At 71.1% G+C, this 13,052-nt stretch carries 16 protein-coding genes; 4 read left to right on the top strand and 12 right to left on the bottom strand.

The features are described 5' to 3' along the window. Window positions 1–139: 139 nt before the first annotated feature. The 12 genes from purQ to ASG53_RS01065 form a co-directional block, all read right to left on the bottom strand. A complete protein-coding gene (gene purQ / locus ASG53_RS01120; protein ID WP_056127322.1) occupies window positions 140–856 on the bottom strand; it encodes a phosphoribosylformylglycinamidine synthase subunit PurQ in 717 nt (238 codons plus the stop codon). Beyond that, on the bottom strand, window positions 853–1,131 hold the full coding sequence (gene purS, locus ASG53_RS01115; protein WP_056127318.1) for a phosphoribosylformylglycinamidine synthase subunit PurS: 279 nt from the start codon (window positions 1,129–1,131) through the stop codon (window positions 853–855). Before purS ends, purQ begins: the two co-directional genes overlap by 4 nt. Window positions 1,132–1,339: 208 nt before the next feature. Next, window positions 1,340–1,870 (bottom strand): DUF4303 domain-containing protein, encoded by a 531-nt coding sequence (locus ASG53_RS01110; RefSeq protein ID WP_056127315.1) that lies wholly within the window; start codon window positions 1,868–1,870, stop codon window positions 1,340–1,342. A gap of 11 nt (window positions 1,871–1,881) precedes the next feature. Next, entirely contained in the window at window positions 1,882–2,919 is a 1,038-nt protein-coding gene (locus ASG53_RS01105) for a siderophore-interacting protein (RefSeq protein ID WP_056127312.1), read from the bottom strand. 86 nt (window positions 2,920–3,005) lie between these two features. Continuing rightward, window positions 3,006–3,623: a hypothetical protein gene (locus ASG53_RS01100; RefSeq protein WP_082543856.1), complete on the bottom strand. Its 618-nt coding sequence runs from the start codon at window positions 3,621–3,623 to the stop codon at window positions 3,006–3,008. Next, window positions 3,616–4,227, bottom strand: coding sequence for a hypothetical protein (locus tag ASG53_RS01095; RefSeq protein ID WP_082543695.1), 612 nt, complete (start codon window positions 4,225–4,227; stop codon window positions 3,616–3,618). Before ASG53_RS01095 ends, ASG53_RS01100 begins: the two co-directional genes overlap by 8 nt. Window positions 4,228–4,254: 27 nt before the next feature. Then, complete coding sequence (locus tag ASG53_RS01090) at window positions 4,255–4,608, bottom strand: PadR family transcriptional regulator (RefSeq protein ID WP_235533787.1); 354 nt, start codon at window positions 4,606–4,608, stop codon at window positions 4,255–4,257. A 57-nt stretch (window positions 4,609–4,665) separates the two neighbouring features. Continuing rightward, window positions 4,666–5,448, bottom strand: coding sequence for a DUF1206 domain-containing protein (locus tag ASG53_RS01085; protein ID WP_056127302.1), 783 nt, complete (start codon window positions 5,446–5,448; stop codon window positions 4,666–4,668). Between the two features lie 195 nt (window positions 5,449–5,643). Next, the gene (locus ASG53_RS01080) at window positions 5,644–6,591 is read right to left on the bottom strand and encodes a phosphoribosylaminoimidazolesuccinocarboxamide synthase (protein WP_056127298.1); all 948 of its coding nucleotides are present in this window, start codon (window positions 6,589–6,591) and stop codon (window positions 5,644–5,646) included. Beyond that, window positions 6,588–7,877 carry a phosphoribosylamine--glycine ligase gene (gene purD, locus ASG53_RS01075; RefSeq protein ID WP_056127296.1) on the bottom strand — a complete coding sequence of 430 codons (1,290 nt, stop codon included), beginning with the start codon at window positions 7,875–7,877 and terminating at the stop codon, window positions 6,588–6,590. The genes ASG53_RS01080 and purD overlap by 4 nt, the downstream gene beginning before the upstream one ends. Window positions 7,878–8,098: 221 nt before the next feature. After that, entirely contained in the window at window positions 8,099–9,388 is a 1,290-nt protein-coding gene (locus ASG53_RS01070) for an adenylosuccinate synthase (protein ID WP_056127293.1), read from the bottom strand. A gap of 324 nt (window positions 9,389–9,712) precedes the next feature. Further along, complete coding sequence (locus ASG53_RS01065; RefSeq protein WP_056127289.1) at window positions 9,713–10,153, bottom strand: DUF3151 domain-containing protein; 441 nt, start codon at window positions 10,151–10,153, stop codon at window positions 9,713–9,715. Window positions 10,154–10,300: 147 nt separating this feature from the next. Between ASG53_RS01065 and ASG53_RS01060 the strand changes: the two genes are divergently transcribed. From ASG53_RS01060 to ASG53_RS01045, 4 genes are all read left to right on the top strand, one after another. Beyond that, on the top strand, window positions 10,301–10,660 hold the full coding sequence (locus ASG53_RS01060) for an STAS domain-containing protein (protein ID WP_056127286.1): 360 nt from the start codon (window positions 10,301–10,303) through the stop codon (window positions 10,658–10,660). A gap of 232 nt (window positions 10,661–10,892) precedes the next feature. After that, window positions 10,893–11,516: an AIM24 family protein gene (locus ASG53_RS01055; RefSeq protein ID WP_235533785.1), complete on the top strand. Its 624-nt coding sequence runs from the start codon at window positions 10,893–10,895 to the stop codon at window positions 11,514–11,516. Between the two features lie 2 nt (window positions 11,517–11,518). Beyond that, window positions 11,519–12,193 (top strand): AIM24 family protein, encoded by a 675-nt coding sequence (locus tag ASG53_RS01050; RefSeq protein ID WP_056127282.1) that lies wholly within the window; start codon window positions 11,519–11,521, stop codon window positions 12,191–12,193. A gap of 14 nt (window positions 12,194–12,207) precedes the next feature. Further along, a complete protein-coding gene (locus ASG53_RS01045) occupies window positions 12,208–12,951 on the top strand; it encodes an AIM24 family protein (RefSeq protein WP_056127279.1) in 744 nt (247 codons plus the stop codon). Window positions 12,952–13,052 lie beyond the last annotated feature (101 nt).

The raw sequence follows: 13,052 nt of genomic DNA, 5'->3' as shown, positions 1-13,052 counted from the left end.
CGGGCAGCTGCGGCGTCGCGACGACGCACGGGGCCCCAGCCGACGTATCGGCTGGGGCCCCGTGAACAGTGTGACGCAGAGGCGCGGTGGCGCCGATGGAACGCGAGGCGCTGGCCCGGTGCGGCCCGCGCAGGGCGCGTCAGGCGGTGACGAGCGTGCCGAGCACCGAGGTGAAGAAGGTCAGCCCGTCGGTCCCGGCGCGGGGTCCGGCCTCGGCGGCCGTCCCGAACCCGACCTCGACAGCGTGCTCGGGGTGCGGCATGAGGCCGACGACGTTGCCGGCGGCGTTCGTGATGCCGGCGATCCCGCGGCGCGAGCCGTTGGGGTTCTCGCCCGCGTAGCGGAACACGACGCGGCCCTCGCCCTCGAGCTCGTCGAGGGTGCGCTCGTCGGCGACGAACTGCCCGTCCTGGTTCTTGAGCGGGATGGTGATCTCCTGGCCGGCACGGAAGCCGCGCGTCCAGGCGGTGTCGGCGTTCTCGACCGTGAGGCGCTGCTCGCGGCACAGGAAGGACAGCGACTCGTTCTTGATCATCGAGCCGGGCAGCAGGTGCGACTCGGTGAGGATCTGGAAGCCGTTGCAGATGCCGAGGACGGGGAGCCCGCCCTTCGCGGCGTCGACGAGGACGTCCATGACGGGCGCGAAGCGGGAGATCGCCCCGGCGCGCAGGTAGTCCCCGTAGGAGAACCCTCCAGGCAGGACCACGGCGTCGACCCCGTGGAGGTCGGCGTCGGCGTGCCACAGCGGGACTGCGGTGCCACCGGCGATGCGGACCGCGCGGGCAGCGTCGCGGTCGTCGAGCGTGCCGGGGAAGGTGATGACGCCGATGCGCGCGCCAGTGAGGACGTCGCTCATGCCTGGGCGCCCTGGACGGCGTCGAGGCTCGCGGCGTCGACGACGGCCACGACGTCTTCGATGATCGGGTTGGAGAGCACCGTCGCTGCGGCCTCGCGGGCGGCGGCCAGGACCTCGTCGGTCACCGGTCCCTCGACCTCGAGCTCGAAGCGCTTGCCCTGGCGCACGCTGGTGAAGCCTGTGAGACCGAGGCGCGGCAGGGCGTTGGCGACGGCCTTCCCCTGCGGGTCGAGGATCTCGGGCTTGGGCATGACGTCGACGACTACGCGTCCCACGGGGGCTCCTAGTGCTCGGTTCTGGTCACGCGAGGGCGTGAGGGCGGAAGCGCGCGAGGCCCCGGCCGAGAGACGGCCAGGCGGTCCTCTGAGTGCTTCGCGCACAGTTTATCGCGAGGCTGCGCGCGGGCGTGCGCGCGTCTCGCGGTACGCCTCAGCGTGGCATCACCGGCACCCCGCTGATCTCCGGGGCTGCTGCCCCTCGGGGTCAGCGCTCGGCCGACCCGACCTCCGCGGCCTCGTCTAGCCAAGCTGCCAGGAGCGGGCTGGCCGGGTTGAGACGTCGCGCGCTCTCCGCACCGGTCTCGTCCGGCGGCATCGTCGTCACGAGGAGCAGAACATCTGCCCGGGCGTCCCCCGCCGCGAAGAGACCGTCGGCGTCTAGGGCTCGGAGGGCCGCCTCCATCGATGCCAGTCGGAGGTCGTACTCTGCCTGGGCCTGCTCTGCAGACATGTCGAAGAGATCGCCACGCGCCGTGAAGAGCTCCTCGAGCCCAGCGAGGTGCTCGTCTCCGTAGACGGCGAAAGGGCTGTCCGGCAGGTCCCACCGGGTCGCGTCGTCCGGGGTGACGATGAGATACGGCCGGAGCGCCTCACCGCTGGTGGCGAGCGCGTAGACGCAGAACGGTCCGGGGTGCTCGTCGTGGAGCTGCTGGACTGCGAGCCGCGTCCCGTGGACGATCTCGGCAGTCAGGGCAGGATCGGGAACCGAGGCCGCCGAGACGTCAGGTGCGGTCACGACCGGTCGGGTCAGCCCTCGGCCTTGCCGCGGCGCCAGTAGCCCATGAAGGCCACGGAGCGGCGGTCGATGCCCAGGTCGCTCACCAGGTGGCGGCGGAGCAGCTTGATGACGCCAGCCTCACCGGCGATCCAGGCGTAGCAGTCGGTCAGCGGGCGCGCCGAGTCTTCGACCGTCGGCACCTCCCACAGGATGTTCTGGTCGACGTCCACATCGTCCAGCTCGGCCGCGGCGGGGCGGGCCGGGAGGGTGATGCGCTCGATCGGCACCTCGTGGCACGACATGTCGCACAGCCCGGCAGCCTGCTTGGCGGCGCAGAGCTGCATGTGGGACCGGACGGCGCGGTCGAGGAGGCTGCCGTGCTCGACCGGCGCGGCGCCGCGTCGGCTGCGCGGCAGCCACGTGATCGAGACACCCTCGGCCAGGTCGAGCGGCAGCGCGTCGCCCTCGAGCGGGACCTCGACGAAGGCGTGCGCCTGCGTGCCGAGGGGCAGCGACTCGAGGATGGAGCAGATGGCGGGGGCGGCGGTCTCGTCGCCGGCGAGCAGCAGCGTGCTCGCGGAGGCGGGCGGAGCCCACTCGATGCCTGACGGCGGTCCGTCGTAGCGTGCGTTCGGACCGATGAGGACGCAGGGCGTGCCGACCTCGGCGGTCTTCAGCCAGCGGGCGGCCGGTCCGTCGTGGCCGTCCTCGGAGACGTGGACGACGAGGTCGATGTCGATCTCACCGAGCCCGACGTGCGGGCGGACGGCGCGGACCGTGTAGGTGCGCAGCGGGCAGCGGAGCTCGTCGGGAAGCTCGCGCCACGCGGCGTACCAGCTGTCACCCTCGAAGTCTGCGGCGTCCGGGCGGTGGCCGGCCTCGTTGGGGAGCACGAGCTTGATGCGCTGGTCGAGACCGTCGGTGCCGAAGGCAGCGGCGTCAGGCCCCGTGAAGGTGATGCGGACGAAGGACGGGCTCAGCTGCTGCACCCGGGAGACCGTGACGTCGAAGACGCGGTACGCGGGCTCGGCGCTCGTGACGGTCTCGGTCGTCGCTGTCGTCGTCATGCTTCGAGTATGGCATGCCTAACCTTCGGCAGGTAAGGCTTCACTGGCCACTCGTCCTGTGGAAGATCCCACACGATCGTCGCTCGTCAGGTGCCGTGGAGGCGGTGCGGTGCGCTCACGTACCCGGTCGCGGCACGGAACTCGACCAGCTCTTGGACTGCTGCAGCACGCTCTGCTCGAGGTCGGAGCTCGGGTGGGACCCAGCCGCTCACGTGCTTGCGCCACACCTGTCGCGCCTTCGCCCGAGGCCACGCGACGGTGCTCACGACTCCCAGGACGAGGTAGGCGGGCCACGCGCTCAGCGCAGACAGGACGACCTGCGTATCCCTCGACACGAGCGAGATGATGGAGAAGATCAGAGCCAGGATCACCATGTATCCCGCGTACCACCGGGCCCCGTGCAGGCGTCCCAAGAGATCGTCGATCATCCAGACTCTGTACTGGCCTGGGAGATCGCTCTCGAAGACCCTGTACCGCAGCCACGGCACCAGGGGCGGGTGCTCACGCAGGCGCAGCGACCAGCCGGCGCGGAGCACCGAGAGCCCATCCCGGAGCCTGACCACTCGTGCGTCTGGCCCCGCGAGGTCGAGCAGCGTCCCCACGAGGTCCTCGCCGTAGGCGTAGCGCCACCGGCGCGGATACGCCCGCAGCCACAGCCGTGCGGAGAGCTCGCGCCGCGACGCGCGACGGTCGACGTCAGACATGCGCCCCACCACCAGCAGGACCAGCCTCACCGTCGGCACGCAGCGCCGCTCGGTACTGGGCCAGCTCGACGTCCGCCTTCCAGCGCTCGGCCCGCGGACGCAGCTCACGCGGGAGCCAGGTGCTGATCTGACGCCGCCAGACTCGGCGCGGGGCCACGCGGGGCTGCAGCACCGCGAGCAGGACGACTGTCAGACCGAACATGATCGGGAGATCCCACGAGTCTGGGATCAGCACGGACCTGAGGGACGGTATGGCGGCACTGAGGATGAGGAAGAGTGCCGCCACGGTGACGAAGCCGACCGCTGCCATGCGCGCCGTGTAGAACCTGTCGAGCAGGTCGTCCATCACCCAGTACCGGTAACGGGCAGGCAACCTCATCTCGAAGAACCTGTACCCCAACCACGGCAGCAGCGGCGGGTGCTCCCGCCAGCGGAGTGACCACCCGGCTCTGACGACCGACACGCCGTCGCGCACCCGCACTGTCCGTGCGTCAGGCCCGGCGAGGTCGAGCAGCGTCCCCACGAGGTCCTCGCCGTAGGCGTAGCGCCACCGGCGCGGGTACGCCCGCAGCCACAGCCGGGCAGTCCGTTCAGCCGTTGTCATCCTGGAAGTCCCCCTGCCAGTCATGGTTCACGCACCCCCGAGCACCGGGCGGTTGAGCCCTCGGGGTCGGTCGAGCAGCCGCTGGGCGCGGGCCGCGAGGCGCGCGAGGTTCTCGGTCTCGGCCTGCGCGGCCTGCGCGCCGAGGCCGGTCGCGCGGTAGTACCTGCGCAACCGGCCGTCGACGATCTCTTCGCCGTCGGCGGCGACCATCCCGGCGGCGAGCAGCCTGTCGAGGTTGCCGTAGAGCGTCCCCGCGGCGAGCGTGACGTCGCCCCCGGACAGCTCGGCCACCTGCTTGATGACTCCGTAGCCGTGCTGGCGCTCGTCGACGAGTGTGAGCAGGATGAGGTACGCCTGCTGCGTCATCCGGAACGGGGTCATGCCACGACGCTAACGGTCCCGATATATATCGTCAAGCGATACGTGGCTCCGAGCAGCTCAGACCTTCGCGTGCTTCGCGCGCCCGAAGGAGTACACCCCGTACGCGGCGAACCCGATCGCGACGAGCGTCAGCAGGACAGGACCGTAGGGCAGCCCGGCGAGCGCGTGGAGCGCGGAGTCGAGCCCTTCAGCCTGCTCCGGGTCGCTCTGCACGGCGGCGACGACGAGCAGCACTCCGACGACGCCGAGAGCCGCGCCCTTGCCGATGTACCCGATGCGTCCGGCCCGGCGGACCCAGCGGCTGGGGCTCGACTCGAGGTCCTCGAGGAACTTCTCCTTCCAGCCCTTCACCACGTGGTAGACCCCGACAGCCACCACACCGAGGCCGACAACACCGACGAGGGCGCGGCCGGCACCCGACGACATGAGGCTGGAGGTCGCGCCACCAGACCCGCCACCCGAACCGCCGCTCGACCCGCTCGTGAGCACAGACACCGTGGTGAAGGCCAGCACGCCGTAGGTCACGGCCTTCGCGGCCGCCTTGATGCGGTCCTTCGCCTCGCCCCAGGCGACAGCCTCGGTGATCTGCCACAGCGCGAGGAGCACGAAGCCGACGAACAGCACCCACAGCAGCACCTGACCGGCTCCGTCGCCGGCGAGCTTCTGCAGGGCACCCTCCTGGTCGGCCTGCTCACCGCCCGAGGTCCACGCGAGCTGGACGGTCACCCAGGCGAGGAGCAGGTGCAGGACACCGCTCGCGCCGTAGCCGAGCCGTGCGCCCTTCTCGACGAGAGGGTGGTCCCCGGCGCGGGAGGCTGCACTCTGAACGTTTCCAGTCATGGGTCGAGACTGGCATCGGGTGACTCGCAGCGCACGCCCAGCCGGGGCCGACGTGACGACCGCCACGTCGCTGCAGGCTCGTCGCAGGCGCCCGCCGGGACACCTCAGGCGAGGCCCCGCGTCACGTGACAGGGCCAGGCGTCGCTCGTGCGCAGCCCGCTCCGCCTGAGCGAGCCGCGCACGTCAGCCCTGCTCCTAGAGCTCAGCCCCGGTCAGCCGCCTGTACGCGTCGAGGTACCTCTCGCGCGTCGCCTCGACGACCTCGTCAGACAGCGCGGGCGGCGGGGTGCCCGCGTCCTTGTCCCACCCGGACTCTGCCGACACGAGCCAGTCGCGGATCGGCTGCTTGTCGAAGCTCGGCTGCGCCTGCCCGGGCACCCAGCGGTCTGCTGCCCAGAAGCGGGAGGAGTCCGGCGTGAGCACCTCGTCGCCGAGGATGATCTCGCCCGTTGCCGGGTCGACCCCGAACTCGAGCTTGGTGTCGGCCAGGATGATGCCGCGCTCCCGGGCGATGCTCTCGGCCCGCGCGTAGACGGCCAGGGTCAGGTCGCGCAGCCTGGTCGCGTCCTCCAGCCCGATGGTCGAGGCCACGACCTCGAAGCTGACGTTCTCGTCGTGCTCCCCGACCTCGGCCTTGGTGGCCGGCGTGAAGATGGGCTCGGGCAGCCGCGACCCGTCCACGAGGCCCTCGGGCAGCGGGACCTCGCACACCGACCGGCTCTGGCGGTACTCGACCAGCCCAGACCCTGTGAGGTACCCGCGGACGACGCACTCGACGGGGAACATCTCGAGACGGCGGCACACCATGGCGCGTCCCGCGACGGCGTCGGGGACCAGACCGTCACCAGGCATCGCCGACGCCTCGGTGCTCACCACGTGGTTCCCGACGATGTCGGTCAGCTGCTCGAACCACCACAGGCTCAGCTGCGTCAGGACGGTCCCCTTGTCGGGGATCCCGGGGCTGAGCACGGCGTCGTAGGCGCTCACGCGGTCCGACGCGACGACGAGGACGACGTCGCCGAGCGGGTGCACGCCGCCGTAGTGCGACAGGTCGGGCTCGTAGAGGTCACGGACCTTGCCGGAGTAGACGTGCCGCCACCCCGAGAGCTCGAGGGGCGCGTCGCCCTGCGCCTGCGCGCTCATCGTGCGTCCGCCGCAGCCTGCTCGGCGATGTCCGTGCGGTGGTGCGAGCCGGGCAGCACGATGCGGTCGACACCGGAGTACGCGAGGCGCCGCGCCTCGGAGAGGCTCTCGCCGACGCCCACCACGGAGAGCACACGCCCGCCGGCGCTGCGCAGCACGCCCTCGTCGTCGGTCGCCGTGCCGGCGTGCAGCACGTGCACGCCCGGGAGGTTCTCGGCCTCGCCGACACCTGTGACCGGGCCGCCGGTCCGTGGGGCGGCCGGGTAGCCGTCCGAGGCCACCACGACCGTCACCGCGGCGTCGTCGCGCCAGCGGAGCGCCGGGAGGTCGGCGAGCCGACCCGTCGACGCGGACAGCAGCAGCTCGGAGAGCGGGGTCTCGAGGCGCGAGAGCACCACCTGGGTCTCCGGGTCGCCGAAGCGCGCGTTGAACTCGATGACGCGGGTGCCGCGGCTGGTGAGCGCGAGCCCGACGTAGAGGACCCCGACGAAGGGGATGCCGCGCGAGCGCATCTCGTCGATGGTCGGCTGCGCGATCGCCTCGACCACCTCGGCGGTCAGCCCCTCGGGCGCCCACGGCAGCGGGCTGTACGCGCCCATGCCGCCGGTGTTGGGGCCGGCGTCGCCGTCGAAGGCGCGCTTGAAGTCCTGCGCAGGGGCGAGCGGCACGACGGTCTGGCCGTCGCTGATGCAGAAGAGCGACACCTCGGGCCCGTCGAGGAACTCTTCGACGACGACGCGCGGGTCTCCCCCGCGGTCCGGGTTGGCGAAGCACTCCTGCGCGTGGCGCAGCGCCTCGAGCCGGTCGCTCGTCACCACGACACCCTTGCCGGCGGCGAGGCCGTCGTCCTTGACGACGAAGGGCGGACCGAAGTCGTCGAGGGCGTCACCCACCTGGTCGACCGTCGAGCAGACGTGAGCCTTCGCGGTCGGCACGTGGGCTGCGGCCATGACGTCCTTGGCGAAGGCCTTCGAGCCCTCGAGCCGCGCGGCGTCGGCGCTCGGGCCGAAGACCGGGGTCCCGGTCGCCCGGACGGCGTCGGCGACACCGGCGACGAGCGGAGCCTCGGGTCCGACGACCACGAGGTCGGCGCCGATCTGCTGCGTCAGCTCGGCGACGGCGCGACCGTCGAGGGCGTCGACCGTGTGCAGCGTGGCGAGGGCGGCGATCCCCGGGTTCCCGGGCGCCGCGTGCAGCTCGTGCCGTCCCCCGGCGGGGGCCTCCTGCGCGAGCGAGTGGACGATGGCGTGCTCACGAGCACCGGACCCGACGACGAGAATCTTCACGAGACGGGAGTCTACTGACCGAGCCCGCAGACGACAGCGGGTAGGACCCGTCCTGAGACAGGTCCCACCCGCGCGTGCCCGGCAGCCCTGGCAGCCCTGGTAGCGAGATCGTGACTTCGGAGCGAGATCGATGCCCCGGAAGGCCGAGCTCGCTCCGAAGTCACGATCTCGGGGCTAGGAGCCCCGATCCAGCTGGGCCAGGCCGGGGCTGGAAGCTGACCTCAGTCGTCGATGAGGTCGTGGCGCTGGATGGTGGCCTCGCGGCCGGGGCCGACGCCGATCGAGGAGATCCGTGCGCCCGACATCGCCTCGAGGGCGAGGACGTAGGCCTTCGCGTTCTCGGGGAGCTCGTCGAAGGTGCGGACGCCGGAGATGTCCTCGGTCCAGCCGGGGAACTCTTCGTAGATCGGGGTCGCGTGGTGGAAGGCGCTCTGGTCTGTCGGCATCTCGTCGTGGCGGACACCGTCGACGTCGTACGCGACGCAGACCGGGATCTTCTCGATGCCGGTGAGCACGTCGAGCTTGGTCATGACGAGGTCCGTGAGGCCGTTGACGCGCGAGGCGTAGCGGGCGATCACGGCGTCGTACCAGCCGCAGCGACGGGCGCGACCAGTGGTCACGCCGACCTCGCCGCCGACGCGGGCGAGGAACTCGCCCCACTCGTCGAAGAGCTCGGTCGGGAAGGGCCCCTCGCCGACGCGGGTCGTGTACGCCTTGATGACGCCGACCACGCGGTCGATCCGGGTCGGGCCGACACCCGCGCCCGTGATGACACCACCGGCGGTCGCGTTCGAGGACGTGACGAAGGGGTACGTGCCGTGGTCGATGTCGAGCATCGTCGCCTGGCCACCCTCGAAGAGGACTGTCTTGCCCTCGTCGAGAGCCGTGTTGAGCACGAGCGAGGTGTCGGCGACCATCGGGCGCAGACGCTCGGCGTACTGCATGAGCTCCTCGACGGTCTCGTCGACGGTGATCGCGCGGCGGTTGTAGACCTTCACGAGCAGGTGGTTCTTCTGCTCGAGGGCGCCCTCGACCTTGGCGCGCAGGATCTTCTCGTCGAAGAGGTCCCACACGCGGATGCCGACGCGGTTGATCTTGTCGGAGTAGGTCGGGCCGATGCCGCGGCCGGTCGTGCCGATCTTCCGCTTGCCGAGGAAGCGCTCGGTGACCTTGTCCATGATGCGGTTGTACGGCGCGATGACGTGCGCGCTGCCCGAGACGAGCAGGCGGGAGACGTCGACGCCGCGCGCGATGAGCGCGTCGAGCTCTTGGTAGAGGACCTCGATGTCGATGACGACACCGTTGCCGATGACGGGGGTGACGCCTGGTGAGAGGATCCCGGAGGGCAGCAGGTGCAGGGCGTACTTGTCACCGTTGATGACCACGGTGTGCCCGGCGTTGTTCCCGCCGTTGAACTTCACGACGTAGTCGACCCGAGAGCCGAGCTGGTCCGTCGCCTTGCCCTTGCCTTCGTCGCCCCACTGGGCACCGACGACGATCACGGCTGGCATGGAATCCCCACCTTCAACCTGCCTGTCTGTGGCAGCCGCAGCGGCTCGACTTCGCGCTGGTGCTCAGGACTCTCGGGCGGCAGTGACCCGATCTCCCCGGCGAGTTTACCGTCCGGAACCCCCGGACGCACGGGTCGTCCCACGACTGCAGGCCCGCGGTGAGACGAGACCGCCGGCCGCCTCTCCTCGAGGACGGCCGGCGGACGTCGCGCGGGCGGGGCGGCACGGTGCTGTCGGTGCAGTGCGACCCGGCGCTGTCAGGGCACCGGGCGCAGGCAGGTCAGCCCAGCAGAGGCGCGTCCCTCAGCACGGCTGGCCCATCCGTCAGCGCAGCGCGGCGACGGCGTCGGCCGAGACGCCAGAGTCGACGAGGAAGGTCTGGCAGCGTGCTGCCTCGTCGTCCTCGCCGATCGCGGCAGCTGCCTCCGCGAGCGCGAGCAGCGCCCGCAGGAATCCCTGGTTCGGCGCGTGCGTGACGGGGATCGGGCCCTGGCCGCGCCAGCCTGCGCGGCGCAGGGAGTCGAGGCCGCGGTGGTAGCCGGTGCGGGCGAAGGCGTAGGCGGTGACGTCGTCCCCGCGGTCGAGCGCGGCCTCAGCGAGGAGCGCCCAGGCGTAGGAGGAGGACGGGACGTCCCGCGCGACGTCCTGCGCGCTGCGTCCGCCGTCGATCTCGGCGCGTGCCGCGACGTCGGGGTGGTCGGCGCCGAGCAGCGTGGGTGCCGGGCCGAGGAGGTTCGAGGACGGGTCGAGGGGTGCGTGGCTCATGGGTCCCATTGTGCCCCGGCGGAGGCGTCAGGGCGCCGGCGCGATGGACCCTGTGGACAGAGGCGCCCAGGAACTCGACGGAGCCGTTGCCGAGTCGTGACCGGACCAGGGTGCGACCCTGGGAGGGCGTCGATAGAGTCGGGCCTCATGATCGAGATCGCAACATCCCCGGCGACCACCACGCTCGTGATCGCCGGCGACCTCGACCTCGCCGAACGTGACCAGTTCCCCGAGATCGCCGCGCGTGTGGTCGGTCTGCGGCGTCAGCTGCTGGTCATCGACATGTGCCGGGTGACCTTCATGGACTCCACGGGCGCGGCCTTCCTCATCTCGCTCGCCGACTCCGGCCGCAAGCGCGGCGGTGCGACGGTGCTGCGCGGCTGCGACGACCGCGACCTCTTCGTGCTCGAGGTCTGCGGCGCGCTCGAGCTGTTCCGCATCGACCCAGACCACTCCTGCGCCCCCGAGACCCCGGCCACGGGCGTCCCTGTCGTCGAGCACCGCTGACGCGCGAGCCCCGCTCGCGCCGCACCCACGCTCGCCCGGCTCCTCCGTGAGCGTCGCGTCGCCGCAGGCCCGCGCCCTGCGCCCACCGCCAGGGTGAAGCTCACCCGGTGTGGAGCACTCCCCATGTCCTCGACGCGCGCCGAGCCTCTAGGGTCTCCATGATGAACGAGCAGAGACGCGCAGCAGCGACGTCCACCAGGCACGGACGCAGGAACCAGACGATGGAGAGCACGTGGCACAGCTACGCATGACCGGGCACAGGGTGCTGGTCGCAGACCTCAGGGGCGAGACCATCCGAGCCGTCACAGGCTCGATGGTCGCCTACGAGGGGGACGTGACCTTCAAGAACGCCGGCATGGGCGGGGGTGACGGCTTCAAGGCCGCGTTCAAGCGCAAGATGACGGGCGAGTCGTTGTCCTTCATGGAGGTGACGGGCCACGGCAGCGTGCACTTCGCGGTCGACGCCCAGCACATCACGCTGGTGCAGCTCGAGAACGACACGATGAGCGTCGAGGCCTCCCAGCTGCTCGCGATCGACGGCCAGGTCCGCATGGACGTGAAGTTCTCGGGCCTGCGCGGTGCGACGTCGGGCCAGGGCCTGTTCACCACGACCGTGTCGGGCACGGGCACGATCGCGCTGCTGTCCGCGGGTGGTCCGCTCATCGCTCTCGGGGTCACCCCGCAGACCCCGCTGGTCGCCGACCCCGACGCCTTCGTCGCGTTCCAGGGCCAGCTCAACCAGAGCTTCGTCACCGACGTGACGTGGCGGTCCGCCGTCGGCGGCGGCAGCGGCGAGGCGTTCTCGTTGCGCTTCGACGGCCACGGCGTCGTCTACATCCAGCCCGAGGAGCGGTAGAGATGGTCATGGAGATCGAGAACGGCAAGGTCCTCAAGACGACGATCACCCCCGGTGCTCAGCTCACGGCCCGCAAGGGCAGCATGCTGTACTACCGCGGCGACGTGCGCTTCGTCCCGCACTCGATGGGCGGTGGCGGCGCCATGCCCGGCTTCGGTGCGATGGCCGGCGCGGCCGGCCGCATGATGCAGGGTGAGCACGTCGCCCTGATGACGGTCGAGGGTCAGGGCGAGTCGTACTTCGGGCACGACGGCCTGTACATCGACATCGTCCAGCTCGACGGCGCCAACCAGCTGACCGTCGAGGCGAGCCGGCTGCTCGCCTACGAGGGCTACCTGCAGACGGCGATCGTCCCGCTCACGCAGCAGGGCGGCATGCGCGGCGCGGTCCGCGGCGCCGTGACAGGGCAGGGCATGTTCACCACGCAGCTCAGCGGCCAGGGCTCGGTCGCGGTCCTCTCGCACGGCGGGACCTTCTCGCTCGAGGTCGGCCCCGGTCACCCCGAGGTCGTCGTCGACCCGCAGGCCTACGTCGGCCACCGCGGGCCGATCACCGTGGACCTCACGGCCAAGGTCGGGTTCCGCGACGTGGTCGGCAAGGGGTCCGGCGAGGCCACACAGCTGAAGTTCACCGGCCAGGGCACCGTGTGGGTCCAGGCGTCCGAGCAGAAGTTCTGAGCAGGAGACACGACATGAGCATCCAGATCCTCGACCCGTCGACCCTGCCGACGAACGACAACCTGCCGGGCAACTCCTACGCCTTCTGCGTCGACCTCGACGGCACGCCGTGGTTCACGTCCAAGGGCGCGATGATCGCGTACTACGGCACCGTCCAGTTCGAGCCGCTGAGCCGGACGAGCGTGACAGGCATGGTCGCCTCGCAGTTCTCCTCGCCGCTCTACGCCGACGACTGGGTGATCGCCCAGGGCCGCGGCAAGCTGATCCTCGGCGACCGCGGCTTCGACATCAACTCCTTCGACCTCGACGAGGGCAACCTGACGATCCGCGCCTCGAGCCTGCTCGCCTTCGAGCCTGGGCTGAGCCTCAAGCAGTCGATCGTCCCCGGGTTCCTCACGCTGCTCGGGACGGGCAAGTTCCTCGCCTCGTCGAACGGCCCCGTGATGTTCGCGGAACCGCCGCTGCGCGTCGACCCGCAGGCCCTCGTCGGGTGGGCTGACACGCCGGCGCCCTCGCACCACTTCGACGCCGAGTGGATGAGCTCGTTCCTCAGCGCCGCGGCAGGGTTCTTCGGCATGGACTCGGGCGAGGAGCGCCAGTTCGACTTCACAGGGACCGGCACGGTGCTCATCCAGTCGAGCGAGAAGGTCCTCGACGACACCCACATGTTCCGCCACGTGGAGTCGCAGACCGCGAGCCTGAGCCAGGTGAGCCTGCAGCAGCTGCACAGGTCGATCGGCGCACGCCTGCAGCAGTGACACCGGCGGCGCCGGCCTGGGGTGCGCCCCCGGCCGGCGCCGCCCTCTGGCGCGCGCAGACGCCTCAGCGCCCTGCGGCGCACGCACCTACAGCACCAGCC

This window comes from Sanguibacter sp. Leaf3, from assembly GCF_001425965.1.
GTDB classification, from domain to species: domain Bacteria; phylum Actinomycetota; class Actinomycetes; order Actinomycetales; family Cellulomonadaceae; genus Sanguibacter; species Sanguibacter inulinus.
This window is presented reverse-complemented; position numbering and strand designations above follow the sequence as displayed.